Origin of the sequence: Sorangium sp. So ce367 (assembly GCF_051520455.1) — a bacterium.
Taxonomy (GTDB): Bacteria; Myxococcota_A; Polyangia; order Polyangiales; family Polyangiaceae; genus Sorangium; species Sorangium cellulosum_B.
Map to the genome: position 1 here is coordinate 2758051 of NZ_CP150334.1, position 25870 is coordinate 2783920.

Here is a 25870-nt window from a genome sequence, read left to right on the forward strand (position 1 = left end):
TCCATGGGGCGCCGGAGGATAGATCAGAACGAAAGAACTTACACGGCGCGAACCGTGCGCGATGGTGCTTCGCTACCTCGGGCAGCGGGGCCGTGGTAGACGCGGCCGCATGAGCATGGCGAAGCCGGCGTCGCTGCGAGGCCTCTTCCGGTCCCGGAGCCTGCAGAGGCATCGCCTCGCGATCGCGGCGTCGCTCCTCGTCGCGCTCGGCTGCGCGTGGGTGCTGCGCGTCGGGGGGCTGCCCGTCGTGCCGGACAGGGCCGCGTTCGCGGGCGTTTCGTGGTGGGCGCTGGCGCTGCACGGCGCGCTCTATGTCGCCGCGCTCTACCTTCGATCCCACCGCTGGACGTGGTTGCTCGCGCCCATCGAGCCCGTGCCGCTCCGGCGCGTCGTCGCCGTCTCCTTCATTGGTTATGGCGCGCTCGTGCTGATGCCGTTCCGCACCGGGGAGGCGGTGCGCCCGCTGCTCATCCGCCGCCGCGGCCTGTCCGCGTGGGCGGCGGCGGGCACGGTGGCCGCCGAGCGGATCATCGACGGCCTGTTCCTCAGCGCGCTGCTCCTCGCCGGGCTCGCGCTCGCGCGCCCCCGCGAGCCGCTCCCGGATCGGATCGGCGATCTCGCCGTCCCCGCCGCCGCCGTCCCGCGCGCCGCCTACCTGGCGCTCGCCGTCTTCGGCGCGGCGTTCGTCGCGATCGGCGTCTTCTATTTCCGCAGGGCCTGGGCGCGGCGCGCGACCGAGCGCGTGGTCGGGCTCGTCTCGCCGAAGCTCGCGGGCCGCCTGGCCGACGCCGTGGAGCGGGTCGCCTCGGGCCTCGGCTTCCTGCCCCGGCTCCGGTACACGGCCCCGTTCCTCCTGGCGACGGCGGGGTACTTCCTCCTGAACGTGTGGGCGATGCAGGTCGTGGCCTTCGGGTGCGGCCTTCTGCCCATCGACTTCCCGCGGGCGGCCGTCCTCGTCGGCGTGCTCCACCTCGGCGTCCTCCTCCCGAACGCGCCGGGGTATTTCGGCACGTTCCAGATGGCGGTCTATGCGGGGCTCTCGCTCTACCTCGCGCCGGAGGTGGTGATGGGCCCCGGCTCGGCGCTCGTCTTCTCGACCTACTCGCTGCAGGTCGGTCTCGTGGTGCTGCTCGCCGCGATCGCGCTCGCGGTGGAGGGGGCGCCGCTGAGCCAGGCGTTCGAGGAAAATCCGGCCGAGGACGTGAGGCCGCAGGGGCTACCCTCGCCGCCGGGCGCGAGCTAGGCTCGCCGCCCTTTCATGGCGCTCTCCTCCCACCTGCTCGATCGCGGCCATGCCGCCCTGTACGTCCTCTCCCAGCGCCTCGTCGGGGCCGACCTGGCCCGGCGCGCGTGCCTCGAGGCGCTCGATCTGCGCCCCGGCGATCGCGTGCTCGATATCGGCTGCGGCCCTGCGTACTACTTCGATCGCCTGCCGGCGGTCGACTACCACGGGTTCGACACCGACCGCCGCCACATCGCGGCGGCCCGCGCGCGCCACGGGGATCGGGCCAGGTTCTACGACGAGCCGTTCGGCGAGCTGCACGCGCGCGCGCTGGCCCCCTTCGACCGGGTCCTGATGCTGGGCCTCTTGCACCACGTGGACGACGAGGTGGCGAGCTCGCTGCTCTCGCTGGTCGCGCGCTCGATCCGCCCCTCGGGCCGCGTGATCACGCTCGACACCGCCTTCTGGGAGGGCCAGTCCTCGCTGGCGCGGCTCATCGCGAAGAACGATCGCGGCGACTACATCCGCACCCCGCAGGCGTTCCGTCGGCTCGCCGACCGGTCCTTCGGCCGGATCGAAGAGCGCTTCGTCGGCGACACCCTCAGGATGCCCGCCTCCCATTTCATGATGAGCCTCGAGGCGCCGCGGGTCGCGTAGCCGTCCGGGCGAGCCGCCGAGCTAGCCGCCGAACCGCTCCCACGCGAGCTTGGCCGTGAGCGTGAGGCCGAGCGCGACGACGAACCACCGCACCTTCCTGGGCTCGATGCGGCGGGCGACCACGGCGCCGGCGAGCGAGCCGACCACCGCCGCCGCCATCATGATCGGCGTGGCGACCGCGTCGACCGCGCCCGCGAACAGGAACGCGAGCGCCGCCACGCCGTTGATCAGGCTCGCGAGCACCGTCTTGATCCCGTTCAGCCGGTGGATGTCCACGTCGCCCGCGAACGAGGAGAGCAGCGCGAGCATCATGATGCCGATGCCGGCGCCGAAGTAGCCGCCGTAGACGCTCACGAGGAACTGGAGCAGGAACACGAGCCACGGCCGGGAGGGCAGCGCGAAGCGCTCCGCGCCGGGATCCGCAGCGCCGCCGTTCGCGGAGGGCTTCGCCGGGCGCAGGTTCTGCCAGAGCAGGAGCAGCGTCGCGACGAGCACGAGCCCCGGCACCGCGGCGTCGAACACGCGCTGCGGCGTCACGAGCAGGAGCGCCGAGCCCACGACGCCGCCGAGCAGCGAGGGCAGGAACAGGACGCGGAGGACCCGGTAGTCCCGGGAGAGCTCGCGGCGATACGCCCACGCCGACGCGAGCGACGCCGGCGTGAGCGCCACGGCGTTCGTCGCGTTCGCGGCGAGCGGGGGCAGCCCCGCCGCGATCGCCGCGGGGAACGACACAAGCGTGCCGCCCCCGGCCACCGCGTTGATGGCGCCGGCCACGGCGGCGCCGCCGGCGAGGAGTGCCGCTCTGGTCAGATCCACGGCGCGAGATCGCCCGAGCCCCGCCGGCCTGTCAACCGGCGCGCTTGAGGGGGCGGGCGCGGCGCCCCTAGGATGGCATCGCGGCCGACCCCGGCCGCCGCACCTCCTCGGAGAGCCGAGCGACATGCCGCGATCCTTCCCGCACCTCCCCGCCGCGCTGCTCTCCGCCATGGCGTGCGGCGCGCTCGCTCCAGCGGCCGCCGCCGGCGAGGGGCAGCCCGAGCGCGCGCGCGTCTGGGTGGCCGACGACGGCACGCGCGTCCGCCGGGAGGACGTCGGCCTGCCGCTCTCGCGCGGCGAAGGAAATGCGCTCTTCCGGCCCGGCGAGCCGATCCGGCTCGGCGCGCTCCGCGCGGAGGTCGTCGCCTTCCAGGTCGTCGTCGAGTCCGGCGCCGAGCCCGTGCGCGGCGTCACGGTCGAGCTCTCCGCGCTCGGCCCCGCGGCCGGGCCGGGCGCGCCGGCCAAGGCGCCGCCGGCGCCGCAGCAGCCCGCGCAGGGGCAGGGCGCCGCGCCCGCGGAGACGATCTCGATCCGCCGCTTCGTCGAGCACTACGTCGAGATCACGCAGCGCTCGCGCAACGAGCAGCGCCCCCGGGAGTCGCTCGGGTGGAGCCCTGCGGCGCGGCCGCCCGACGACGTGCACCTCGGGTTCCTCCCCGACGCGCTCATCCCGGTCGAGCTCGCGCCCCCCTGGGCGCCGTACCCGCTCGAGGTCGGCGCCCGCGAGACCCGGGCGGTCTGGATCGATCTCCACGTCCCGGAGGGCGCCCTCCCCGGCGCTTACGAGGGGAGGGTGGTGGTCGGATCCGCGTCGCACGGCGAGCTCGCGTCGCTCGAGCTGAAGCTCGACGTCGCCCCGCCGGTGCTGCCGTACGGCGCTGTCGACTTCATCGCGTTCTACGAGGCCGATCGCGTCGCCGAGCGGGTCGGCGACGGGCCCGCCGTCGAGCAGCAGCTCTGGCAGCTGCTCCACGAGCACCACGTCGACGGCTTTGCGTCGGTCCGGAGCCCCGCCGAGGTCGAACGGCTGCGCGCGGCGATCGACGGCTCGCTCTTCACGGAGGCGCGCGGTTACCGGGGGCCGGGCGCGGGCGTGCCGCCCGGGGCGGTGGCGCTCGGCGCCTATGGCGGCTTCGGCGATCCGGCGGAAGCGACCCTCCACCGCGTCGAGGCGGTCGCGGACCTCCTCCCGCCGGCGGTGGACGACGTGATGCTCTATGCGATCGACGAGCAGTGCGAGAGCCCCCGCGGGCCCGGCTGGCGCCGGCTGATCCGCGGCTCGCGCCTGTCGTCGCGCGTCCTCGTGGGGCACTCGTGCGGCGAGGTCCCTCCGGTGGAGCAGGACGTCGACCTCGTGCTCACGCCGGCGAACCGCTTCGACTCCACGTGGGCGCGGGCCGCGCGCGAGGCGGGCCAGCGGCTCTGGGTGTACAACGGCGCGCTGCCGCGGACCGGCACGTTCATGATCGACGCGCCGCTCACCGGGCTCATGGCCGACGGCTGGATCGCGGCCTCCCACGAGGTGGACCGCTGGTTCCTGTGGGAGACGGCGTTCTGGCACGACGGCAACCGCGGCGGCAAAGGGCCCATCGACCCGTTCACGGTCGCCGAGAACTTCCACAACCGCGACGGAGACGCGTGCCTCGGCGACGGCATGCTGCTCTATCCCGGGACGCAGCGGGGCGCGTTCTCCTCCCGATCCGTCGGCTTTCCCGGCGTGCTCCCCTCGATGCGCCTGAAGAGCCTTCGCCGCGGGATCCAGGACGCCGGCTACATCGCGCTCGCGAGGTCGGCGTCGCCCGGCGCGGTGGACGCGATCGTCAAGGAGGTGATCCCGGCCGCGCTCGACGAGGCGCTCGACAGCGCGCCCGCCGCGTGGAGCAGCGACGGCGCCCCGTTCTTCAGGGCGCGCTCCGCGCTGCGCGCCCTCATCCCGGCGGGCGCCTCGCTCGACGCCGCCGGCGTCCGCCGCGCGCTCGCCGAGGCGGCGGCGGCCCGCCGCGCGCTCGTCCCGCTCCCCCGCGCGGGCGGCGAGGCGGACAGCGCGGGACGGGCCAGCCCGTGGCCGTTCGGCCGGTGGAGCACGACGGCGCGGCTCATCGCCGTCGCCGGGCTGGGCGCCGCCGTGCTCGCGCTGGTCATCGGGCTCTACCGCCGGGGGAAGCCAGGGCGGGGGGCCGAGGGGCGCTGACCGGCGTACGCCTCGCTCGCCTTCCTGGCGGCTGCACCCATATCCCACGAGCCTGCACCCGCTATGAAGAGCGGTTCTATCGCCGGCGGATGGAACGGCGTTGTGGGCTCGTCGGGCTCACGATGATCGCATGATGAGCTGCTGAGTCGCCTTGCGCTCGCCCACGACGGCGACCACCGTCTCGGAGGCGAGCCCCGCCGCGCCCTGCGACGTGCGGCGGATCGTGCCGAGCAGCGCTAACCAGCCGAGCTGGCTGTTCGAAATGGCGCGCTCGCTGATTCCGTCCACGCGGGCCAGCGTCTTGCGCGCGACCCGGAACATGCTGCGATCGATCCCCTCGAGCAGGTCGAGCGTGGCGCCGAGCCGCTCCTGCGTCTCGACGCGCACGTCCTCGAGGAAGCCGAACCCCGCGCGCACGACCTCTTCGACGACGCCGAGGCTGCCATCAACCCAGGTGGTGATCAGGCCCTCTTGCGGAACGCTGAGCTTCGCGCGATCAGAACCATTGCTACCGGCCGCGGCCTGGCCGGAGATGCTCTCGTCCATCTCGAACCCCCTTCCTCAAAATGGCTCGCAGGCCATTCGCCTGCTGCGAACCCACTATCAACAACTGAGTTCTCGGATGGGTTATCACAGGGCAACAAAGGCGTGAACTCTTTCTTCGTCATCTCGTCATCGCGATCGTGCCCTCTGGTGCTCTGGTCGGTCGCGTCCGTTGCTTCGTTGCATCTTGCGTCCGTTGCGTTCGTTGCGTCCGTTGCGTCCGTTGCGTCCGTTGCGTCCGTTGCGTCCGTTGCGTCCGTTTCCGGAGCCAGACGTGCCGCGCGGAGTGAGGCCGTGGCGGCGCCCTCCCAGGCGCCCTGCCGAATCCGCCCTGCCTCGGTAAATTTCGCTGAAAACTCGCGATAAACGGCCAGCGCGTCGGAGACGTAAGCTGGCGGCCACCGAAGACCCTTGGTCCTTGGCAGGCGCGCTCCGGCTGGGTACGGTCCCGCGGTGCCCACGAGGCCCACGAAGATCGAGCGATTCCTGAGGGGAGCCACCTTGTCCACGCTGCTTGCCGCCTCCTGCGTCTCCGGCGCACCGCACGGCGAGGCGCCCTCCGCGCCCCCACCTGCTGAGCTCTTGGCCTTCGATCTGCAAGAAGGCCAGATAGACAACCACTTCTTCCGTCGTGGTCATATCGCTGCCCATCTCTTGACGACGTCGGGCGTGTCGCCGCGGCTCATCGTCGCTTTTCCGGCAGGCAACATGGGAATCGCGGTGTGGTTCGATGCTCTGCCCGCGCCGGTCGATCTCTCGGTGGAGGGGGACGTCTCTGACGTGGAGCGCGTGGAGCGGCCCGGCGTCATGCGCGGCGTGTCGGCGCTCCTCGCGAGCGAGGCGCCGGTGCTGCGCGTCCATCGGGTGCTCCTAGGGAGTGTCCGTACGCTCCGCGACGTGGGGCGCGACGCCGAGGTTCCGGCCTGGCTCGGGAACGACGTCGAGGTGTTCGCCTCGCAGCGGGGCGCGGCGATCGCCGTGCGGCGGACGATGCTGGACGGCGATCATCACCTCGAGTTGCTCATCGAGCCGCAGGACGGCACGACGGCCGCGCTCGGGGACGACGGCCGGATCGAGCTGGCGGCAGGGCCGAGCGGCCTCCGTGTCCGGGTGACGGCGCTCTCGGACGAGGCGCCGCTGACGCCGGTGCCCCTCGAGGAGCTCGTGACGGAGCGCGCCAGCGACGATCCGCGCCACCGCCAGGCGCTCGGCTTCCTCGCGTACCGGGAGAAGCTGCTGGCCGGGTCCTGGCGTTTCCTTACGTACTTCGGCCGGGACACGTTGCTCGCGGTGAGGATGCTCCTGCCCGTCCTCGAGCCGGCGGTGGTCGAGGCGGGCCTCGGCTCTGTCCTCGATCGGCTGAGCCTGGCCGGTGAGGTCGCGCACGAGGAGGCGATCGGCGAGTACGCGGCGCTCATGCACCTCGATTCGGGCATCCCCGGGGCGCTGCGCGAGCCCGTCTACGATTACAAGATGATCGACGACGACTTCCTCCTCGCGCCGGTCGCCGCCGAGTATCTCCTCGGCAGCGCGGCCGGTCGGGAGCGCGCCGCCGAGTTCCTGTCGCGCCGGACGCCGGGGGGCGACACGTATGCGGAGGCGCTCGCGCGGAACGTGGCGCTCGTGCTCCACCTCGCCGCCCCGTTCGCCGAGACAGGGGATCCGATGACGTTGATCGGGCTCAAGGCGGGCACGAAGGTGGGCGAGTGGCGTGACAGCCAGGAGGGCCTGGCGGGCGGCCGGATCCCCTACGACGTGAACGCCGCGCTGGTTCCGGCCGCGCTCCGCGCGTCGGCGCGGCTGCTCGCGAGCCCGCTGCTCGGCGCGGACGCGGAGCGCGCCGGCCGGGCGGAGCGGCTCGCGCGCGCGTGGAAGGACGCCGGCGTGTTCTTCCGTGTGGAGCTGCCGGAGGACGAGGCCAGGCGGCGCGTGTCGTCCTATGCGGCGTCGCTGGGCCTGGACGCGGCGCCGGCGCTCGCGTCGCTCTCGGGGATGCTCTCGTTTCCTGCCGTCGCGCTCGACAGCGAGGGGAAGCCGATTCCCATCATGCACTCCGACGACAGCTTCGTCCTCCTGTTCACGGAGCCGCCGCCCGCTGCGCTGGAGGAGATCGCGGGCCGCCTGATCCGCCCGTTCCCGGCCGGCCTGCGGACGCCGGTGGGGATCCTGGTCGCGAACCCCGCGTTCGCGCAGGATCCGGCGATCCAGAGGGATTTCACGGCGGCCCATTACCACGGGACCGTCACGTGGTCGTGGCAGCAGGCGATGCTGGCCGCGGGCCTCGAGCGGCAGCTCGGCCGCGGCGATCTGCCGGCGCGCGCGCGGGGCGCGCTGGAGCGGGCGCGGAGCGCGCTCTGGGAGGTCATCGCGGCGACGCGCGAGGCGAGCACGCGGGAGCTCTGGAGCTGGGCCTTCGAGGGCGGCTGTTACAAGCTGGTCCCCTTCGGCGCGGAGCGATTGCACCACGACGAGTCGAACGCGGTGCAGCTCTGGAGCACCGTGTACCTCGCGGTACGCCCCTGAGCCGAGCGGCGGCCTGTTCCGCGTGTGACGAATCCCGCCAGGGATCTGTCTCGCAAACGGGGAGAGATTTTAACGCAAAGACGCAAAGACGCAAAGGCGCAAAAAACACAAATATTTTCTTATTTTTGCGACCTTGCGTTGAGATCTCTCCCCGGCTCCCAGGCAGGACCTCTGGCGCGCGGAACTGTTCTTTTTTGCGTCTTTGCGCCTTTGCGTCTTTGCGTTGAGATCTCTCTCCGGCTCTCTGGCAGGACCTCTGTCGGGCGGAGCTAGCGCTCAGGCCTTTGCGCCGGCGATCAAGTCCATCAGCGAGCGCCGCTCCCCGCCGCGATCGGCCCCTTCAATCGCCCCCAGCTCGACATCCGGCCGGATCCCCGTCCCCTGGATCGGCTCTCCCCCCGGCAGGACCATCCTCGCCGCCGGCGCGAGCACCGGCGCGTGATCCTCCGGGTCCGCCGCGACCTTCAGCGCCGTTCCCTTCCCGTACGTGCGCTCCCCCGCCACGACCGCCCTCCCGTGCCACTGGAGGCAGCCGGCGAAGAGCTCCGCTGCCGACGCCGTCCCGCCATTCACCAGGATCCACAGCGGCGCGCGGCACGGATCCCGGTGGCTCGACCGGTACACGATCTCGTCGCCGTCCGCGTCGATCGCCCTCCCTAGGACGCTCCCCGGCTCCAGGAAGTCGCCCGCGAGCTCGAGGAACGCCGTCAGCTCCCCACCGGGGTTGTCGCGCAGATCCAGCACGAGCGTCTCCATCCCTTCGGCCTGGAGCGCCCTCACCGCCGTGTGGACCCGGGCGGGCACGTCCAGCGAGAAGGTGCGGATCTTCACGTACCCGACCCCCGGCTCGAGCTGGACGCTCTCGACGGGCGACGCGCCGCCGCACGGGTGGAGCGACGCGACCAGCGCGTCCAGATCGGCCAGCATCGGGGCGCCGGCGGGCCGCGCGCCCCCGGCGCTGCCCCCGTTGTACGTGATGAAGACGTTGGTCACGCTCGGCAACACCTGGACGCCGATGAAGCAGTTGTAATTGTTGCCGGCCCTCGGAGAGAGCAGCGACGTGGCGGGGGCATAGTTGACGAAGACCCGCACGTTGCCGAACGTGTACTGGCCTGATCCCATGAAGGTCCAGTGCAGCGTGCCCAGCCAGTCGCCCATCGTGAGGATCGCGCGCGCCAGGAGGCTCAGCGCAGGCCCCATCGAGAACCACACGTTGAACGAGAACGGGAACTTCACCGCGTTCGGGTCGAAATTGGGGAACGGGAACGGGCCGAGCGCAGGCGACAGGCACACGTCGGGGTACCCGGCGCTCATGCCGGTGCACTTGTTGTTCGCAGGGAGCATCGCGCCGGCCTCCTATCCCAAGAGGATCTGCTTGCCGTTCACCGTGACCGTCTCCTCGGTCAGGATCGTCGCGTTCTTCGCCTTCGTGAACGCCGTCTTCTCCACGATCGTGTGCGACTCGCTCGCCTGCACGCTCAGCAGCGCGCTCACCCGCTGGACCATCGAGGTGAACCTCTGGACCACGGCGTCGGCCACCATCCGGATCTTGCCCGCCTGCACCTCGAGCTCCGGCCCCCGGATTGCGACGCCCTTGTCCCCGGACAGCGAGAGCTCTCCGTCCCTCGCGTGCACCGCCACGTCCCCCTGGAGCGACAGCACCGTCCGACCCGCGCCGTGGAGCACGCCGATGGCGTAGTAGCGCTCCTCCCTGCCGATGACGAGCAGCGTGTCGCCCACGGCGGGCTCGTAGGGCAGCGCGAGCGCCATCTCGACGGCGATCGGCTGGCCGCCCGGCAGCTCCACCGCGATCGCGCCCCCCTCCGCCGCCGTGACCCGGCCCGGGCCCAGGTACTCCCTCGGGAGCGCCGCGGCGCCCTCCTGGCCCGCGTCGCCGGCCGCCGCGCCCTCGGCGCGCGGGAGGCCGATCCGAAGCACGTCCGCGCCGCGCGAGCCGTGCGCGCCGTACGCGCCGTACGTCCGAAGCGCGTGCTCCTCGCCCGCCGCCGCGTCCACCCGCACGGCCGCCGCGCGATCGCTCTCCTTCATGGCTCCCATCGACATCGCTCCTCCTTCATTGCGAGCGCCGCTCGGGCGGCATCCATGCTTCGGCCTCGAGCCGATCGACGTCCGTGCGCCTCGCCGTGGCGAGGTTGGCATCGAGATAACGTGTCTTCTCGTCGCGGACGTGGTGCAGGTTCGCCCAGTGCAGGTCCGCGCCGGTGAAGTCGGCGCCCGAGATGTCCGCGTGCGAGAGATCGGCGTGGTGCGCCTTGACCCCCACGAACAGCGCCCCGGCAGCGCGGACCTCGTGCATCACCGTCTCCCGGATGTCGGCCCCCGCGAGGTTCGCCCCCGAGAGATCGGCCTTCACGAAGATCGCATTGCGGAGCATCGCCTGCGTCAGCCCGGCGCCGGCGAGCACGCCCTCGCCGAAGAAGGCGGCCTTCGCCATCGCGCCCGCCAGCGAGGCCTGCCGCAGGTTCGCCCCCTTGAAGTTCGCGTTCGCCAGGATGGCGCCGTCGAGGCGCGTCCGCTCCAGGTTGCACGAGGTGAAGTCGCTGTTCGACAGGTTGCACCCCGAGAGGTCCATCCCCGAGAGGTTCCCGAGCACGAAGAAGCACCGCGTGATGGTCAGCCCGGAGAGCGACGCCCGCGTCAGGTCCACGCCGGAGAAGTCCACGCAGTCGAAGATCGCCTTCTCGAAGGTGATGCCCTCCACGACCGCGGTCCGCAGCGTGGTCTGCGAGACGAGCGCGCGCGTCAGGTTCGCGCCCGTCAGGTTGGCTCCCTCCAGCACGCAGCGCACGAGCCGCGATCCGGACAGGTCGGCGCCCGAGAGATCGGCCTCCTTGAAGACCACCATCTCGAGGTCCTTGCCCGAGAGATCCGCGCCCGGCAGCCGCGCCCGGTACAGCATGCACGACCTCAGCGTCGCGCCCCGGAAGTCCGCGCCGGTGAGATCGCAGCCCGCGAGCACCGTCTGGTCGAGCGTCGCGCCCCGGAAGCTCGCGCCCCGGAGGTCCGTGCCCTGGAGCGACGACAGCGTGAGGTTCGCGTTCTCGAAGCTCACTCCGGCGAAGTCCATCCCCTCCAGCGCCGCGCCCGCGAGGTCCGCCCCGGAGAGGTCGAGCCGGCCGAGGCGCGCGCCGTCGAACACCGTCTTCGTGAGCTTCTTCGGGAGCACGGCCTCCCGGAGATCGGCCTTCAGGAACACCACCGTGTCGAGCTCGGCGCCCGACAGATCGGCCCGCGTCAGGTTCGCCTCGGTGAACGACGAGCCCTCGATCCGCGCCTGCGACAGCGAGGCGCCCGAGAGATCCGCCCGCGTGAACGACGACTGCGAGACGGTCACCCCGTCGAGCGCCGCGCCCGAGAGGTCGGCGAGGTCGAGCCGCGTGCCCTTCAGGGTCGCCCCGGACAGCTCCGCCCCCGCGAGCTTCGACTCGGCCAGGTTCGCCTCCTGGAGCCGCGCGCCGCGCAGGTTCGCCCCGGTCAGCTGCCCGCGGACCAGGCTCGCCCCCGTGAGGTTCGCCCCGGCGAGGTTCGCGCCCGAGAGGTCGCTCTGGGCGATGGCCGCGCCCTGGAGATCCGCGCCCGACAGGTCCGCGCCGCGGAGCGCGCACCAGGCCATCTTGATGCCGCGGAGATCGGCCCCCGAGAGGTCCGCGCCCTCCAGCTGCACCCGCCCGAGCTTCACGCCGCGCAGCCGCGCCTTGCGGAGATCGGCCCCCCGCAGATCCATGTCGCCGAGCGTCCTGCCCTCGAGCGCCTCGCCCGCCTGGAGCAGCGCCCTCAGCTCGTCCGGGGTCATCGATCTCGCTCCAGCGTCGACTTCTTCAGGTTCGCCCCCCTGAAATCACAGCCGGATCCCGAGGTCTCGTAGAATTTTGCATCGTAGAGGTTCGCGTCGACGAACTTCGCCTCCGGGACCCGCGCCCTGAGCAGGTCCGCCTCGAAGAGGTTCGCCCGCGTGAAGTCGGCGCGCGTGAGGTTTGCCCGGTCGAACCGGGCGCCCCGCACGTTGGCCCCGAAGAAGCTCGCGCCTTCGGCCGTGGCCTCGCTGAAGAGGGCGCCCGTCAGCACGGCGAGGCTGAGATCCGCGCCGGTGAGGGTCGCGCCCATCCACACGCTCCCGTCGCCCCGCGCGCCCGTGAAGATCGCGCCGGTCAGGTCGGACCCGGAGAAGCTCGAGCCGGTGAGGGTGGCGCCCGCGAACGTGGCGGAGGCGCCCTTGACCTTGGACACGAAGCACCGCGTGAGCGAGGCCTGCGACAGGTCCGCGCGCTCGAGCACGGTGTCCTCCAGGAAGGCCACGGCCCACGCCGCCCCGCGCGCGACGGCCCCCGTCATGTCCGCCCTCGAGAAGACGAGCTGCGACCCTTGCGTGCCCGAGAGATCGGCCTCCATGAGCCGCGCGCCGTCGAACGTGGTGCCCTCCAGCGTGGCGCCGCGGAAGACGGCGCGCTCCGCCGAGGCGCTCTGCAGGGTGGCGAGGCTCAGGTCCGCGCCCGTGAAATCGGCCTCCCTCACGTCGGCGTCGAACAGCACGGCCTGCTTGAGGATGGCGCGCGTGAGCCTGGCGCCCCGGAGGTTGGCGCCCGTGAGGAGGGCGCCCGTGAGGTCCGCGCCGGTCAGGTCGCGGCCGCTCAGGTCCTGCTCGCTCAGGTCCTGGTCGCGGAGGTCGCTCCCGGGCCCGATCTGCCCGGGCGGCCGCGGCGGGGCCATGGAGAGGCCCATCGACGCGAGCTTCGGATCGCCGGCGAGCTTGTCCCACGCCGCGAGCGCCGGGACCTGGGTCCCGCGCGCAGCCGCGAGCGCCTTCGCCTCCTCCACCGCCCGCGCGACGCGCCGGAAGGCCGTCCGGAGCGCCGCGTCCATCAGCATGGGCGACGCGGCGGAGCTCATCGGCGGCAGGGCCTGCGAGGCCTTCGGCAGGTTGCGCAGCGCCTCCGCGATGACGCTGCCGAGGACCTTCCCCCCCGGCAGCGCGACGCCCGCGAGCCCCGCCATCGCCCGGCCGATCCTCTCCTGCTGCGGCTTCGCGACGTCGCCGAGCCGCGCCTTGAGCAGCGCCGACAGCGGGTCGAGCCCCGCCGCGCCGCCGCCGCCGTCGCGCGGCGCCGCGCCGTCGCCCTTCTTCTGCAGCGCCTGCAGCGCCCCCCACTCCTCCTTGAGCTCCGGGGCGAGCTGCTCCTCGATCTCGAGCGGATCGGCCTCGAAGCGCGCGAGGATCTCGCGGTAATGCTCCTCGGGCAGCGCCGGCCCGTCGAGCGGCTCGGAGGCGACGAGCGTGGTGACGCGCGAGAGGTCGTCGTCGGTCACCTCCGTGAGGCCGCGCCACGTGAGGAACAGGGCCCCCTCGTCCAGGTTGGCGAGCAGCGTGTCGAGGTGCATCGGCACCTCCCGGAACCCGCGCTCCGCGTCGTTCGCGAAGAGGCGGATCCGGAGGCCCGGCAGCCGCGACCGGAAGACCTCCGCGTCCGGGTGGAGGTTCTGGAACAGGAGCTCCTCGTCGCCGCGCAGGTACGGGAGCCACTGATCGGGCCGGGCCGAGTTGAAATAGGTCCAGTCGAAGTCGTCGGCGAAATACGGCGCTCGCTTCTCGCGGTACGCCTTGCCGTAGTTCTTCCCGACCCGCCCGCGCCGATCGGGCCGGTTCGGCGACAGGGGTCCGAACCCCGCGGGCGCCGGCCGATCCGAGCGCGACAGCAGCAGATCGTCCGCGCCCTCGACGTTGGGGAGCTCGCGCGTCCCGTGGCCCCTGCCCACCGGGTTGAGCGGGTGCCCCGGCCCTCCGAAGCTGCGCCGATCGCCGAGCGGCATCCGGTCGAACGGCACGGGATCGCTCATGGCGGGCCCGATCAGGCCATCCATCCACACGCGCTCGCCGACCACGCGCAGGATCTTCGACCAGGACCCGACGCCGAACCGCACCGGACACTCGGTCATGCGCGCCTTGCCCGGCGTGTGGCACGTGCCGAGCAGGAGCACGTCGGCGTGGGGCTTGAAGTCCGCCAGATCGCTCGGGTACAGGCACTCGCCGGTCTGCTCGTGATCGTCGTCGTGGAACACGTCGCCGCGCAGCGTCTCCTGCGCGAGCGCCGGGTGGCCCTCGGGCAGGGAGAGCGGCGCTCCGGGCGTGAGGATGAACTTCGCCCGGACGATCAGGGTCATCTCCGGCTGGGGCGGCCTCCGCGAGGTGACCTTGCTGCCGAAGAGGAACGGGGTGAGATTCTTGTTCGCCATCCGTGAGGGTCGTCGCGCTTGCGCGTCACGTCATGAGGTGGACTGCCGCGATGTTCGTGCGGACGGGCACGAACTTGCCCCGGTCCAGGGTGACCTTCACTTTCTCCGGCCCCATCGAGAGCGTGGGCCCGATGCTGGCCTCGAGCGACGCGGCGACGGTGACGGACGCCTCCAGGCCGATCGTGGCGCTCGCCGAGATGCCGCCTGTGAAGCTCACCTCCGCGCCGAGCGTCGCCTCGATCATCCCCCCCAGGACGACCTCGTTGACCATGCCGAGGTTGATCGTCGTCTCGATCCCCTCGACGACGGTCTTGCTGTTGCCCTGCGTGTAGGAGTCCGCGTCGCCGTACTTGTCGTCCTCGGTGTCGGCGTGGGTCTCGGAGATGATCTTGCTCGCCTTCGTGTAGCTCTTGATGACGTCGGCCTCGGTGTGGTCATCGATGGTCCCGGTGACCGTTGTCGAGGTCGTGATCGACCCTGCCTTCATCGTCGACTTCGACGGTCCGTCGATGGTCGTCTCGTCGGTCATCGACGTGGCGTGGGTCGTCGACACCATCGTGTCCGCCCAGGTCTCGTTGGAGATCGAGGGCACCCGCAGCTTCGCAGAGCCGGTATACGAAGAGATGCTCTTGGCCCACGTCCTGTCGACGATCGTGGGGTTCTCCCCGAGGACGCCTGACGACGGGAGCCCCCAGGGGTCCGTGATCTCGTCCAGGTTGCGCGGCGGGCTGTCGTGTCCTGTGACGCTCTCCAGCTTGCTGCCGTAATGGAACTCGAAGGCATCGCCGTGGTAGGTGGTGTGCACCTCGCCCTTCACGGTCTTCTCGCGCAGGCGCTTCTCGCCGCGGGGGCCCTGGATGAAGTCGAACTCACCCGACCCGTAGAAGGTGATGCTCTTCTCGTTGATCTGCCCGTCCTCCGCCTTCCAGCCGCCCTCGAACTCGCGGCGGCCGAGGACGGTCATCTTGTACGTGCCCCCGATGACCTCGACCTTGTCGCCCCGCGTGGTGATGACCCGGTTGCCGTCGGTGTGATCTCGCCAGGTGTACTCGTCGCCCTCGGCCGCGCCGATGCGCAGGTACGACGACATGCCGTCGCCGAAATCAGGCACATGGAGGATACCGTACTTGCCATCGCCGGCCATGGGAGCTCCGTATCCGGTGGCGCGTGGAGCGTTGTGCCCGCGCCCTCAAACGAAGAGGTTGAACGCCGAGACGATCTTGTTGGCGAGCGCGATCTCCGTCTTGCTCATGTGGAGCTCCACGCCCGCCGGGCTGATCTCGAGCCTGGGGCCGGCGGAGACGTCGATGGTCCCGGTCAAGCTGAAATCCGCCTTGAGCCCGACGGTCACGTCGACGATGCCGCCGGCCGTGAAGGTCACCTCCGCGCCGAGCGTCGCCTCGATCATCCCCCCGAGGACGACCTCGTTGACCATGCCGAGGTTGATCGTCGTCTCGATCCCCTCGACGACGGTCTTGCTGTTGCCCTGCGTGTAGGAGTCCGCGTCGCCGTACATATCGTCCTCGGTGTCGGCGTGGGTCTCGGAGATGATCTTGCTCGCCTTCGTATAACTCTTGATGATGTCGGCCTCGGTGTGGTCATCCATGGTCCCGTCGACCTTGGTGGAGGACGTGATCGACGCGGCGCGCATGGTGGATTTCGACTCCTCCTTGACGGTCGTCTCGTCGGTCATCGAGGTGGCGTTCGTCTTCGTCACCATCACTTCCGCCCAGGTCTCGTCCGAGATCGACGGCACCGGCAGCTTCTCCGAGCCGGTATAGGACGAGATGCTCTTGGCCCACGTCCTGTCGACGATCGTGGGGTTGTCCGTCGGGATCGCCTGGGGCGAGGGCGGGTTCTTGTCATCGATGAAATCGTCGGTGACATTCAGCGTGGGGAACGTGTCCGTGCCGGTCTGGCTCTCCTTGACCTTCCCGAAGTAATAGTCGTAGACGTCGCCGTGGTAGAGGGTGTGCACCTCGCCCTTGATGGTCGTCTCGACGACCTTCCACGTCCCGCCGTAGTTCTGCACCCACTCGATCGTGGTGCCGCCGCCGAAGGTCTCGCTGACCTCGGTGACGTGCCCTCCCGACACGTCCCAGCCCGCCTGGTGCTCCCCGCGGCCGAGGATGAGCAGGCGGTAGTTCCCCCCGATCACCTCGACCTTGTCGCCCTTGGTGGTCGAGATGCGGTTGCCGTCGGTGTGATCGCGCCAGCCGCCCTTCGTGTGCAGCTTCGCGGTCTCGGCCTTTCGCTCGCCCACAGGCACGAAATTGGGCGAGCCGTCCCGCTTTCGGTCGTCGTCGGTGAACGTCTGAATCCGCTCGGCGAGATCGTCGCCCGCGCTCTCGCCGAGCGGCGCGGCGGCCCCGAGGCGCAGGTAGGACGGTTCCCCACCATTCAGATCCGGTACTTCGAGGAGCGCAAACTTGCCTCCGGACACTGGAGCCTCCGAGCGTGATGGACGACGCAAGGCGTCGCCGTGTCGCGGACCGCACAATCCTATGTCAGCGTGAGCCGCCCGTCCACGCCGAACCGCTCGCCGTGATCGCCGTGATCGAGCGCGCGGCTCACGGGGCCGCGTGGCTCACGAGGCCTCGGCGGGGCGCTGCGCCGCCGACTCGGGGGCTTGGTGCGCGATGGCCCAGACGAACTCCGGCAGCAGCGCGAGGGAGTGCGGATCCTGCGTCACGCCGATGAGACCGCTGATGAACTCCATCGGGTGCTCGCGCCTGCTCCCATCGATGAAGCGCAGCTGGGCGCTGGTCAGGCCGGGCGGCATCTCGGAGAGCCCTGGTCCCTGCGGGTTGCCGAGGCCCCCGAGCGCGTCGCTCCGGGCCTCCGCCGTCAACCATCGCTCGTGCCAGCTCTCGAGATAGGGATTCGGGGCGAAGTAGTCGTTGGGCCACGCGCGCAGGTAGGGAAACAGCACGTGGATCCACCCGGTCAGCTCGTCGGCCGAGCTCTCGTACCTGAAGAACGCGCGCCAGAACATCGTGTCGGCGCGCCCCTCCGCCGAGGCGGCGATCTGGTCGAGCACGGGCAGGAGCGCGCGGGTCCACCGATCTTGCCCGACGGAGCCGAGCATCGCCACGCGCTGGCGCACCCAGCGCCAGTCGTCGGACGTGCCGAGCAGGTACACGCGCGGGATCCCGCGCTGCGGGAACACCATGTCGCCCGGGAACGGCGGCTCCCACGCGTAGTGCGGCGCGAGCGGGGTCGCGACCGTGAGCTCCGACGATACCCGCTCGACAGGCCCCGTTGTGGAGAAATTGGAGGTCACGAGGTCCCGCAGCGAGCCGACCCGCGCCGAAACCTGCCTGGAAAAGTCCGGAAACAAAGCTGGCCACGGGTTCACCTCGCCGAGGGTGAAGTCCGGGCGATCGACGACGAGCGAGAACTCGTGATCGTCGGGGAGGAAGCGGCGTCGATGCTCGTCGTTCGCGGCGAGGTGGAACGTGAAGCCGCGCGCCAGGCAGAGCCAGACCACGTCGGGCGAGAGCACGAGGGGATAGCGCTGGGTGAAGGCGGTATAGGCGGCCTGGACGAGCGGGTGGAGGTCCGTGCGTCCCACGAGGGGCAGGCGGTGGCGGTAGGAGGCCTCGATCTTCGAGACGAGCAGGCTCTGCACCGCAGCTTCGCTATCGAACCCCGGCAACGGCGCCGTTGCGGGCTCGACGTCGGCAACGGCGATCGTCGTGACGTTCATGAAACCTCGTCCTCCCCAAGGCTGCGCGGCGAGCTCGTGATCCTTCGCTGTCCTTCGTACACGAGCGTGCGGCGCGCGACAACGGGCCGCGCGCAGGCGCCCACCGCGGCGTCGCTGCATGGGGCGGAGCGCGCCCGGGCGCGGCCCATTTCTGCTGTCCGGCGTGAGCGCTGGGGCCCGGCAAGGTGCTTGTTCCGAGGCATCGATTGGTGATGGGCCGTGCTCCGGGTCCGCTGGGAGGCGTGCGCGGTCGTTCTTCCGGACCTCGGAAGACAGGAGTTCGTTCTCCTCCTTCCACGGCGCGCAGCCAGGTCGACGGCGCTGTCGCTCGGCGCCGGCGTTGCAGCGGAGCGGAGAGCCGAGCGGAGAGCCGAGCGGATTGTCGTCGGAGCCGAGCATTTTTCTCTGGATCCGGGCTGCTCTTCGCCGGATGCTGCGCGATGTCGGCGCGCCGTTCACGCCGCGCCGGTTCCGCCGCGCGCGCGCGATGCCGCTGGAGCGTGATTTTTTTGTGGACAGCGGATGCCCGAGGGCTTCGCCTGGCGGTGTTGCATGTCCGTGGTGAATGGTGCACGACTAGGCGCTCGTGCAGCCGCGGCGAAACGCCCTGAAGGAGGAGCGCAGCAGATGAACTCACGCCAGGCGAGTCCCCTCGGGGCGAGCGTATCGGCCAGCCCGAAGCTGGCGCTGCGGATCGACTTTCTCAAGAAGGTGTACGGGCTCTTCACGGCGAGCCTGGTGGTCTCCTCCCTGGGCGCGATGTGTGCGCTGTACATCGGGGCGCCGGACGTGGAGGAGGGGACGCTGGGGCGCGAGATGCCGCCGCTGGTCGAGCTCTTCGCGCAGCACCCGATCCTCTCGATGGGCGTCGTGTTCGGCGTGATGTTCGGCGCGCGGGCGGTGCGCAAGATCCCCGGGGTCAACGTCCTCGCGCTCTTCGGCATGGCGGCCGTCCTGGGCGTCACCGCGGCGCCTGCGCTCTACATGGCCCAGGCGGCGGCGGGCCTCGGCGGCACCCTGTCGTCGGCCCCGGTGCGGGACACCTTCATCCTGACGGTCCTCACGTTCGGGAGCCTCACGCTGGGGGTCTTCCTCTCGAGGGAGGACCTGTCGTTCATGGCCAGCGGGCTGGTGATGGGCGCCATGGTCGTCCTCGGCGCGATGCTGCTGAACGTCCTGCTCGGGAGCACGCTCCTCGGCCTCGCGATCGCCAGCGTGTCCGTCCTCGTGTTCGGGGGATACGTCCTCTACAACACGTCGCGCCTGCTCCACTCGAACGAAGAGGACCCGGTCGGCGGCGCGCTCGACCTCTACCTCAACTTCATCAACCTCTTCTCGGCGATTCTGCAGATCCTCTCGGGCCGCCACGTTTGAGCCGGCCGCGCTGCGTTCACGTCGCGGCGCGCGCCCGTCTGCGCCCGACCGTCCCTCGGCCTCTCGCCCGGGGCGGACGGCTGGAGGGCGGCTTGACGCGCGATTTGGGCCGGGTAAGAACGCGCTGACCATGAGCCTGCAGCTCCTCGTCACCACGCTTGCCCTCTCCCTCTCATCGCTCTCATCGCTCGCTTGTAACAAGCCCGCCGAGGAGGCGCCGGTGGTGGCGGCCGCCGAGCTCGCCGCGCCGGCGAACGTCAAGCGCATCGACATCGCGGTGAACGACAGCGGCTTCTCCCCGTCGACGATCGAGCTGAAGAAGGGAGAGCCCGTGGTGCTGCGCTTCACGCGGACGACGAAGAGCGAGTGTCTGAAGGCGATCGCGATTCCCGATCTGAAGATCGAGAAGGACCTGCCGCTGAACACGCAGGTCGAGGTGGCCGTCACCCCGCAGAAGGAGGGGAAGATGGTGCTTCAGTGCTGGATGGCGATGGTCAAGGCGACCATCAACGTGGTCGGCTCGTGACGCGGCCGCGCCCGTCGCGAGAAGCGCGCGCGCGCCGTCAGAGCATGAGCCAGAGCTCGGCGTTGTAGCGCTTCGCGCCGCCGCCCGCGTCCTGCGCCGCGCGGCGCCTCCCGGAGGCGGGCTCCCCCGCGCTGTCCGGCGCGTCGTCCCGGCGCGCCCCGTCGCCTCGAACGCGCGCGCCGGCGTGGGCCAGGTCGATGCCGGAGGCGGCGCAGCGGGCGACGGCGAAGCGGAGCATCTCCTGCACGTCGCCCGAGCGGAGCATGCCGCGCGTCCGGTGGCGCGCGATCGCGGCCGCGCGCTCGACGCACTCGGCGCAGGGGGCCACCTCCGATCGGAACCTGAAGAGCAGCGTGCCCTCGGGCCACCCGAGCGCCGACGCCTCGATGCTCACCACGACGTACTCGCCGTCGCGGACCACCCGGGTCCGGGCCGCGCTCGCGCTGTCCTCGCCGGCGCCGTGCGCCTCGCCTCTCAGCAGGAACCAGTAACGATCCATGAGGCGCTCGACGTCGCGCGGCTCACCGTGAGCGATGATGTCTGTCATCCCTGACCTCCGACGACCCAATGTGAGGCCCGCTCCTCCGAACTTCGATGCCAGGGAGAGACAGGAAATGTCCGCGCAGAAGGACAATGTCCGAGCGGTCGCGACGCAACATGACGCGACGCGTCTCGGTTTGATGTGGTCTGTATTACCTTTGTGGTGGTGGTTTTCGCTTCCCTTTGGGGGCCCCGTGAGTAAGCTCTGCGCCCCCCAACGTGCCCGGCGGGAAGCCGCCCCGGTTCTTCGCTCCGAACCGGCTCGTGACGAGGCGCGCCGAGGGGATCGCTCTCGCGGCGCGCCGCGCGGAGCCAGTTTCAGCCACCCCAGACGGAGCGAAAGGCAATCCCATCATGAATCAGCATCCCGGCATCATCGGCAAGAAGATCGGCATGACGCAGATCTTCAACGAGACGGGCGAGGTCCTGCGCTGCACGGTCGTGCAGGCGGGCTGCGTCGTCATCGGCAAGCGCACGCTCGAGAAGGACGGCTACAGCGCCCTCATCCTCGGCCTCGGCGAGCGGGCGGAGAAGCACACGACGAAGCCGGTCGCCGGCGCGTACAAGAAGTCGGGGCAGACGCCGAAGCGGATCGTGCGCGAGCTGCGCTGCAGCCCCGAGCACGCGGCGAAGTACGAGATCGGGACCGCGCTCAAGGTCGACGAGATCTTCGAGGTGGGCCAGCGGGTGGACGCGCAGGGCCGCTCGCGCGGCCGCGGCTTCAGCGGCGTCATCCGCCGGTGGAGCTTCGCCGGCGCGGTCAGCTCGCACGGTACGCACGAGTACTTCCGCCACGGCGGCTCGATCGGTACGAACATGACCCCCGGCCGCACGCTGCCCGGCCTGAAGATGCCCGGCCACTACGGCGACGAGACGGTGAGCGCGCTCAACCTCAAGATCGTGAAGCTCCTCCCCGAGGACAACCTGATCCTCATCGAGGGTCCGGTCCCTGGCCCGAAGAACCAGCTGGTGACGATCCGCGGCGCCGTGAAGAAGCGCGGCGGCAAGGGGATCGTGCCGGTGCAGCAGCCGACCAAGAAGAAGGGCGGCTGATCCCGGCCGCCGACGGGGCAGCTCCCATGAGCGAGCGCCCCGCCGGTCGTGCCCGCCGAGCGTCCCTCCGTGTCGCAGAAGCCGAAGAACCCGTACAAGCGGCCTGACGCCTTCACGAAGGCGGCGAAGGCGCAGGGCTATCCTGCGCGCAGCGTCTTCAAGCTCGAGGAGATCGATCGTCGGGTGCGGCTGCTCCGCCCCGGCCAGCGGGTGCTCGACCTGGGCGCCGCGCCGGGGTCGTGGTCGATGTACGCGGCGCAGCGGATCGGCGCGGGTGGCAAGCTGCTCGCGGTGGATCTGTCGCCGATCACGGCGGCGTTCGGGCCGCAGGCGACGGTGGTGCAGGGGGACGCGCTGTCGCTGACGAACGAGGCGCTCGCGCAGTTCGCGCCGTACGACGTTGTGCTGTCGGACATGGCGCCCGCGACGAGCGGCAGCAAGATCGCCGACCAGGCGCGGAGCTACGAGCTGTTCATGCGCGCCGTGGCCGTGGCCGAGGCGCTGCTCGCGCCGGGCGGGGCGTTCGTCGGCAAGATCTTCATGAGCGAGGACTTCGTGAAGGCCCGGGACGCGCTGAGGAACCTCTGCGAGGAGGTCCGGAGCATCCGGCCCGAGGGGACTCGGGCGAGCAGCGTGGAGATCTTCCTGGTGGGGCTGAAGCGGAAGGCGGCGGGGAAGACGGGGTAGGGGAGCGGAGCGCGGGGGCGTGTCCGGGCGGGCGGAAGCGGAAGGGGGATGTCGCCGGGAGGGGCGGTCCCTGGAGATGGGCGGAGCGGAGGGGAGGTTTTGCTGGACTGCCCGGCCCCCGGAGAGGGTGTTCGTGGGGCGGCGCGGGGGCCCCACCGAACTCGCCCAATTGACGTTCTCTCTCCGACGTGCACAGCACGCCGGAGAGAGAACGTCAATTGGGCTCAAACAACGGTCCGTCCCCCGCGCCGCCCCACGAACACCCTCTCCGGGGGCCTACCGCTCTCCTGGTTCATGCCCACTCGGACAGCGATCCATCCGCGGCGTTGGCATCAATTGAGATGCGATAGTCCCTTTCGGGTGAGTCTATCACGCGTATTCGGGACCGAGGCCGCAGAACCCGCCGATATCCCTCAGAACGCGTTGTGTCCCGTGATCGCGTTGCCGAGGATGAGGCAATGCACCTCGTCGGTGCCCTCGTACGTGTACACGCTCTCCAGGTTGAGCATGTGCCGGATGACGGGGTAATCGAGCAGGATGCCGTTCGCGCCGAGCACGCCCCGCGCGGTCCGCGCGATCTTGAGCGCCCAGCCCACGTTGTTCCGCTTGCACAGCGAGACCTGCACCGGGCTGATGCCGGTCGTGTCCTTCAGCCGCCCGAAGTGCAGCGCCATGAGCTGCCCCTTCGCGATCTCCATCGCCATCTCGACGAGCTCCGACTGGATGAGCTGCCGCGACGCGATCGGCTGGCCGAACTGGATGCGCTCGCGCGCGTAGGAAACCGCCGTCTCGTAGCAGGCGCGCGCGGCGCCCAGCGCGCCCCACGCAATGCCGAAGCGCGCCTGGGTCAGGCAGCCGAGCGGGCCCTTCAGGCCGACCACGCCGGGGAGCACGTTCTCCTCCGGCACGCGCACCTCGTTGAGCACGATCTCCCCGGTCGGGCTGGCGCGCAGGCTCATCTTGCCGTGGATGAGCGGGGTCTCCAGCCCCTTCATCCCGCGCTCCACCACGAAGCCGCGGATGGACTCGGCCCCTCCGTCGTCGACCTTGGCCCACACAACGCAGAGGTCCGCGATGGGCGCGCTCGTGATCCACATCTTTGTGCCCGTCAGCACGTACGCACCCCCGTCCTTCCGGGCGCGGGTCTTCATCGAGCTCGGATCCGACCCGCTGTCGGGCTCCGTCAGGCCGAAACACCCGATCAGCTCGGCGGCGGCCATCTTCGGCAGCCAGCGCTGCTTCTGCGCCTCGGAGCCGTACTTCCAGATCGGATACATCGCCAGCGAGCCCTGGACGCTCACGAAGCTGCGCAGGCCGCTGTCGCCATATTCGAGCTCCTGCAGCGCGAGGCCGTAAGCGACCGAGTTCATGCCGGCGCAGCCGTAGCCGGTCAGCGAGCCGCCGAGCAGGCCGAGCGCGGCGATCTCGGGGATCAGGTCGGTCGCGAACTCCTCGCGCGCGAACAGGTCCGCGGCGCGCGGCAGGTAGCGCTCGCGCACGAAGCGACGGACGGCGTCGCGGATCATGCGCTCTTCCTCGGAGAGCAGCGGATCGATCGCCATGAGCTGATCGAGCGAGAGGGGCTCCTGGATGGCCATGGAGCGAGCGTGTAGCGTGCCTGCGCGCGGCGCGGAAGGGGCAGCGCCGGCGGGCCGCCGGCTCAGGGGCGGATGGAGACGAGCGTGCCCTTCCGTAGCGAGAGCGCGCCGTGCCATTCGGCCGGGACCTCGGGGGTCGTCCACTCGAACAGCCAGGCGGCGTCGAGCGGAGAAAGGTTCACACAGCCGTGGCTGCGCGGGGTGCCGAAATCGTCGTGCCAGTAGGCCGCGTGGAACGCGAAGCCCTCCGTGAAGTACTGGACGAAAGGCACGTCGCGGAAGTCAAACGGATCCTCGTCCTCCTCGTCGCCGTCCATCGTGACCGTGACGTGCTTCGTGTGGATGCGGAACAGCCCCTGGATGGTGGAGCGCGTCGTCTTGGGATCGCCGAGGCCATCCGCCCCCGTCGAGACGAGCGTCACGTAGACCGGCCGGGTGCCCTCGTAAGCGACGAGGCTCTGCTTGTCGATCGAGACGTCGATCCACTTCCGCCCGCGCACCGCCCACGCGGGGGTCCGGGGGAGCGGGTCGACGCGCACGACCTCGTCCGAGCGGACGAGCGAGCCGTCCCGCGCCTCGAGGTAGTCGATGCCGCCGAGGCGCCGCGAGGCGCCGGACAGCGGGATCGCCTCGCGGAAGCGGAGCGGAGCGCGGGTGACGCCGCCGCGCTCGCCCGGGACGAGGCGCGCGGCGTGGCGGCGCCTGGCGAAGGCCACCGGCAACGTGACGCCCTCAGGGAGCGCCAGCCCGGCGAAGGCGCTCGGCCGGATGACGCGGGTCCGGTCGAGCGGCAGGACGGCGAGGTCGGTCGTCAGGCCGAAGCGGCGCCCGTCATGATCGAACGTCGAGAGCAGGGCGAAGCCGGAGCGCGTCCGGGCGCGGCCCAGGACGAGCGCGTCCGGCGAGCGGCGATCGCCGGCGAGCCCGGGCGCCGGCCGCCCGTAGAGCAGGACCGAGGGGGTCGCGTCCGGAGGCGGCGGCGCGACGAAGTCGGGCGCGCGCGCGGCGGTCGCGGCGCGGAGCAGGTGCCCGGCGAGGTCGGGCTCGGCGCCGCGCTGCTCGTCCCCGTCCGGAAGGCGCGCATAGAGCGGCGGGGTGGGGGAGCGAGACATCACGTACGTGTAGGGCAGGCCGCCGAGCAGGGCTGTCGCGTCTCCTGCCTGCGTCGCGGCAAGTGCGTTTGCGCCCGGCTGCGTTGCAGCAAGTGCGTTTGCGTCCGGCTGCGTCGCGGCAAGTGCGTTTGCGCCCGGCTGCGTCGCGGCAAGTGCGTTTGCGCCCGGCTGCGTCGCGGCAAGTGCGTTTGCGCCCGGCTGCGTCGCGGCAAGTGCGTTTGCGCCCGGCTGCGTCGCGGCAAGTGCGTTTGCGCCCGGCTGCGTCGCGGCAAGTGCGTTTGCGCCCGGCTGCGTTACGGCAAGTGCGGTCTCGCCCGGCTGCGTTGCAGCAAGTGTGGCCTCGCCCGCCTGCGCCGCGGCAAGTGTGGCCTCGCCGGCCTGTGTCGTGGCAGGCGCGGCCTCGCCACGAACGACCGGCAAGGTGGGCGAAGCGAACCGGCGGACAGGGCGGCGCGACGATGCCTCGACCGCGAGGTCGTGAATGTTGAGCGTCGCGCTGGCGCCGATGCAGACGTAGCCGTTCGGCTCGATGTGGTACCAGCCGTCGGCGCACGACGTCCTGCCGGACGGCTCCGGCCTGCGCGCGACGACGGCGCCGGCGCGCAGGTACCCGATGCGCCGGCTGGTCCAGCGCGGTTCGGCGAAAACCCACGTCTCCCTGGCGATGCTCGCGAGCTCGTGGACCTCCTCCTCGGCCGCCGTCGGCGAGGTGGCCAGGGGAGGATCGATCTCGGGCAGCTTGTCGGACCCGTCATCGACGAGCTCCGGCGGCAGCGCCGGCAACGCGAGCGGGTCGCCCCCCGGCGCCGCGGCGAGCGCGCCCGGCGCCGTCGCGGCCTCCTCGCCGGGCGGCGCGGCGTCCTCCGCGCGGGCGGCGGAGGGCGCCGGGGCAGGGACGGCCGGCGCGGCTGCGGCGAGCGGCGCGGTGACGGCGGAGGCGGGCGCAGGGGCCGGGGACGTCGCGGCGGGCTCGGAGGCAGGGCGCGGGCAGCTCACGCTCAGCGTCGCGAGCGCCATCGCCGGCAGGAGGAAAGTGCCTCTCACGCGCATGGATCGCGCGTATCAGGGGG

At 71.2% G+C, this 25870-nt stretch carries 20 protein-coding genes; 8 read left to right on the plus strand and 12 right to left on the minus strand.

Translation table 11 applies throughout. From position 1 onward, the window contains the following. Positions 1–109: 109 nt before the first annotated feature. Positions 110–1243 (plus strand): lysylphosphatidylglycerol synthase transmembrane domain-containing protein, encoded by a 1134-nt coding sequence (locus WME97_RS10740; protein ID WP_437551750.1) that lies wholly within the window; start codon positions 110–112, stop codon positions 1241–1243. A gap of 15 nt (positions 1244–1258) precedes the next feature. Continuing rightward, positions 1259–1879: an SAM-dependent methyltransferase gene (locus WME97_RS10745; RefSeq protein WP_437551752.1), complete on the plus strand. Its 621-nt coding sequence runs from the start codon at positions 1259–1261 to the stop codon at positions 1877–1879. 21 nt (positions 1880–1900) lie between these two features. Here the strand turns inward: WME97_RS10745 and WME97_RS10750 are convergent, their stop codons facing one another. Next, positions 1901–2695, minus strand: coding sequence for a sulfite exporter TauE/SafE family protein (locus WME97_RS10750; RefSeq protein WP_437551754.1), 795 nt, complete (start codon positions 2693–2695; stop codon positions 1901–1903). Positions 2696–2819: 124 nt separating this feature from the next. Between WME97_RS10750 and WME97_RS10755 the strand changes: the two genes are divergently transcribed. Beyond that, positions 2820–4886 carry a hypothetical protein gene (locus tag WME97_RS10755; protein WP_437551756.1) on the plus strand — a complete coding sequence of 689 codons (2067 nt, stop codon included), beginning with the start codon at positions 2820–2822 and terminating at the stop codon, positions 4884–4886. 117 nt (positions 4887–5003) lie between these two features. Here the strand turns inward: WME97_RS10755 and WME97_RS10760 are convergent, their stop codons facing one another. Continuing rightward, positions 5004–5432: a hypothetical protein gene (locus WME97_RS10760; RefSeq protein ID WP_437551758.1), complete on the minus strand. Its 429-nt coding sequence runs from the start codon at positions 5430–5432 to the stop codon at positions 5004–5006. Positions 5433–5930: 498 nt separating this feature from the next. On the opposite strand from WME97_RS10760, the gene WME97_RS10765 reads away from it, so the two are divergent. After that, complete coding sequence (locus tag WME97_RS10765) at positions 5931–7952, plus strand: hypothetical protein (protein WP_437551760.1); 2022 nt, start codon at positions 5931–5933, stop codon at positions 7950–7952. A 276-nt stretch (positions 7953–8228) separates the two neighbouring features. Here WME97_RS10765 and WME97_RS10770 read toward each other — a convergent pair whose 3' ends face one another. The 7 genes from WME97_RS10770 to WME97_RS10800 all read right to left on the minus strand — a co-directional run bounded on the left by WME97_RS10770 (position 8229) and on the right by WME97_RS10800 (position 17910). Further along, complete coding sequence (locus WME97_RS10770; RefSeq protein WP_437551762.1) at positions 8229–9296, minus strand: S41 family peptidase; 1068 nt, start codon at positions 9294–9296, stop codon at positions 8229–8231. A 12-nt stretch (positions 9297–9308) separates the two neighbouring features. After that, positions 9309–10010 carry a DUF3540 domain-containing protein gene (locus tag WME97_RS10775; protein WP_437551764.1) on the minus strand — a complete coding sequence of 234 codons (702 nt, stop codon included), beginning with the start codon at positions 10008–10010 and terminating at the stop codon, positions 9309–9311. A 16-nt stretch (positions 10011–10026) separates the two neighbouring features. After that, the gene (locus WME97_RS10780; protein WP_437551766.1) at positions 10027–11766 is read right to left on the minus strand and encodes a pentapeptide repeat-containing protein; all 1740 of its coding nucleotides are present in this window, start codon (positions 11764–11766) and stop codon (positions 10027–10029) included. Further along, the gene (locus WME97_RS10785; RefSeq protein ID WP_437551768.1) at positions 11763–14201 is read right to left on the minus strand and encodes a DUF2169 domain-containing protein; all 2439 of its coding nucleotides are present in this window, start codon (positions 14199–14201) and stop codon (positions 11763–11765) included. Before WME97_RS10785 ends, WME97_RS10780 begins: the two co-directional genes overlap by 4 nt. A gap of 25 nt (positions 14202–14226) precedes the next feature. Next, entirely contained in the window at positions 14227–15345 is a 1119-nt protein-coding gene (locus tag WME97_RS10790) for a hypothetical protein (RefSeq protein ID WP_437551770.1), read from the minus strand. A gap of 45 nt (positions 15346–15390) precedes the next feature. Continuing rightward, entirely contained in the window at positions 15391–16644 is a 1254-nt protein-coding gene (locus tag WME97_RS10795; RefSeq protein ID WP_437551771.1) for a hypothetical protein, read from the minus strand. A gap of 144 nt (positions 16645–16788) precedes the next feature. Then, positions 16789–17910: a DUF4419 domain-containing protein gene (locus WME97_RS10800; RefSeq protein ID WP_437551773.1), complete on the minus strand. Its 1122-nt coding sequence runs from the start codon at positions 17908–17910 to the stop codon at positions 16789–16791. A gap of 627 nt (positions 17911–18537) precedes the next feature. Here WME97_RS10800 and WME97_RS10805 point away from each other — a divergent pair. Both WME97_RS10805 and WME97_RS10810 read left to right on the plus strand, forming a co-directional pair. After that, positions 18538–19284 carry a Bax inhibitor-1/YccA family protein gene (locus tag WME97_RS10805; protein ID WP_437551775.1) on the plus strand — a complete coding sequence of 249 codons (747 nt, stop codon included), beginning with the start codon at positions 18538–18540 and terminating at the stop codon, positions 19282–19284. Between the two features lie 130 nt (positions 19285–19414). Further along, the gene (locus tag WME97_RS10810) at positions 19415–19810 is read left to right on the plus strand and encodes a cupredoxin domain-containing protein (RefSeq protein ID WP_437551777.1); all 396 of its coding nucleotides are present in this window, start codon (positions 19415–19417) and stop codon (positions 19808–19810) included. A gap of 37 nt (positions 19811–19847) precedes the next feature. Here WME97_RS10810 and WME97_RS10815 read toward each other — a convergent pair whose 3' ends face one another. Further along, entirely contained in the window at positions 19848–20357 is a 510-nt protein-coding gene (locus WME97_RS10815) for a hypothetical protein (RefSeq protein WP_437551779.1), read from the minus strand. A gap of 347 nt (positions 20358–20704) precedes the next feature. Here WME97_RS10815 and rplC point away from each other — a divergent pair, with 347 nt between their 5' ends. After that, the gene (gene rplC, locus WME97_RS10820; protein ID WP_437551781.1) at positions 20705–21403 is read left to right on the plus strand and encodes a 50S ribosomal protein L3; all 699 of its coding nucleotides are present in this window, start codon (positions 20705–20707) and stop codon (positions 21401–21403) included. Between the two features lie 69 nt (positions 21404–21472). Then, entirely contained in the window at positions 21473–22090 is a 618-nt protein-coding gene (locus tag WME97_RS10825) for an SAM-dependent methyltransferase (protein ID WP_044968202.1), read from the plus strand. A gap of 413 nt (positions 22091–22503) precedes the next feature. On the opposite strand, the gene WME97_RS10830 is transcribed toward WME97_RS10825, so the two are convergent. Together WME97_RS10830 and WME97_RS10835 are read right to left on the minus strand one after the other, a co-directional pair. Continuing rightward, a complete protein-coding gene (locus WME97_RS10830; RefSeq protein WP_437551783.1) occupies positions 22504–23688 on the minus strand; it encodes an acyl-CoA dehydrogenase family protein in 1185 nt (394 codons plus the stop codon). 62 nt (positions 23689–23750) lie between these two features. Beyond that, positions 23751–25850 (minus strand): L,D-transpeptidase family protein, encoded by a 2100-nt coding sequence (locus tag WME97_RS10835; RefSeq protein ID WP_437551785.1) that lies wholly within the window; start codon positions 25848–25850, stop codon positions 23751–23753. Between the last annotated feature and the right edge of the window lie 20 nt (positions 25851–25870).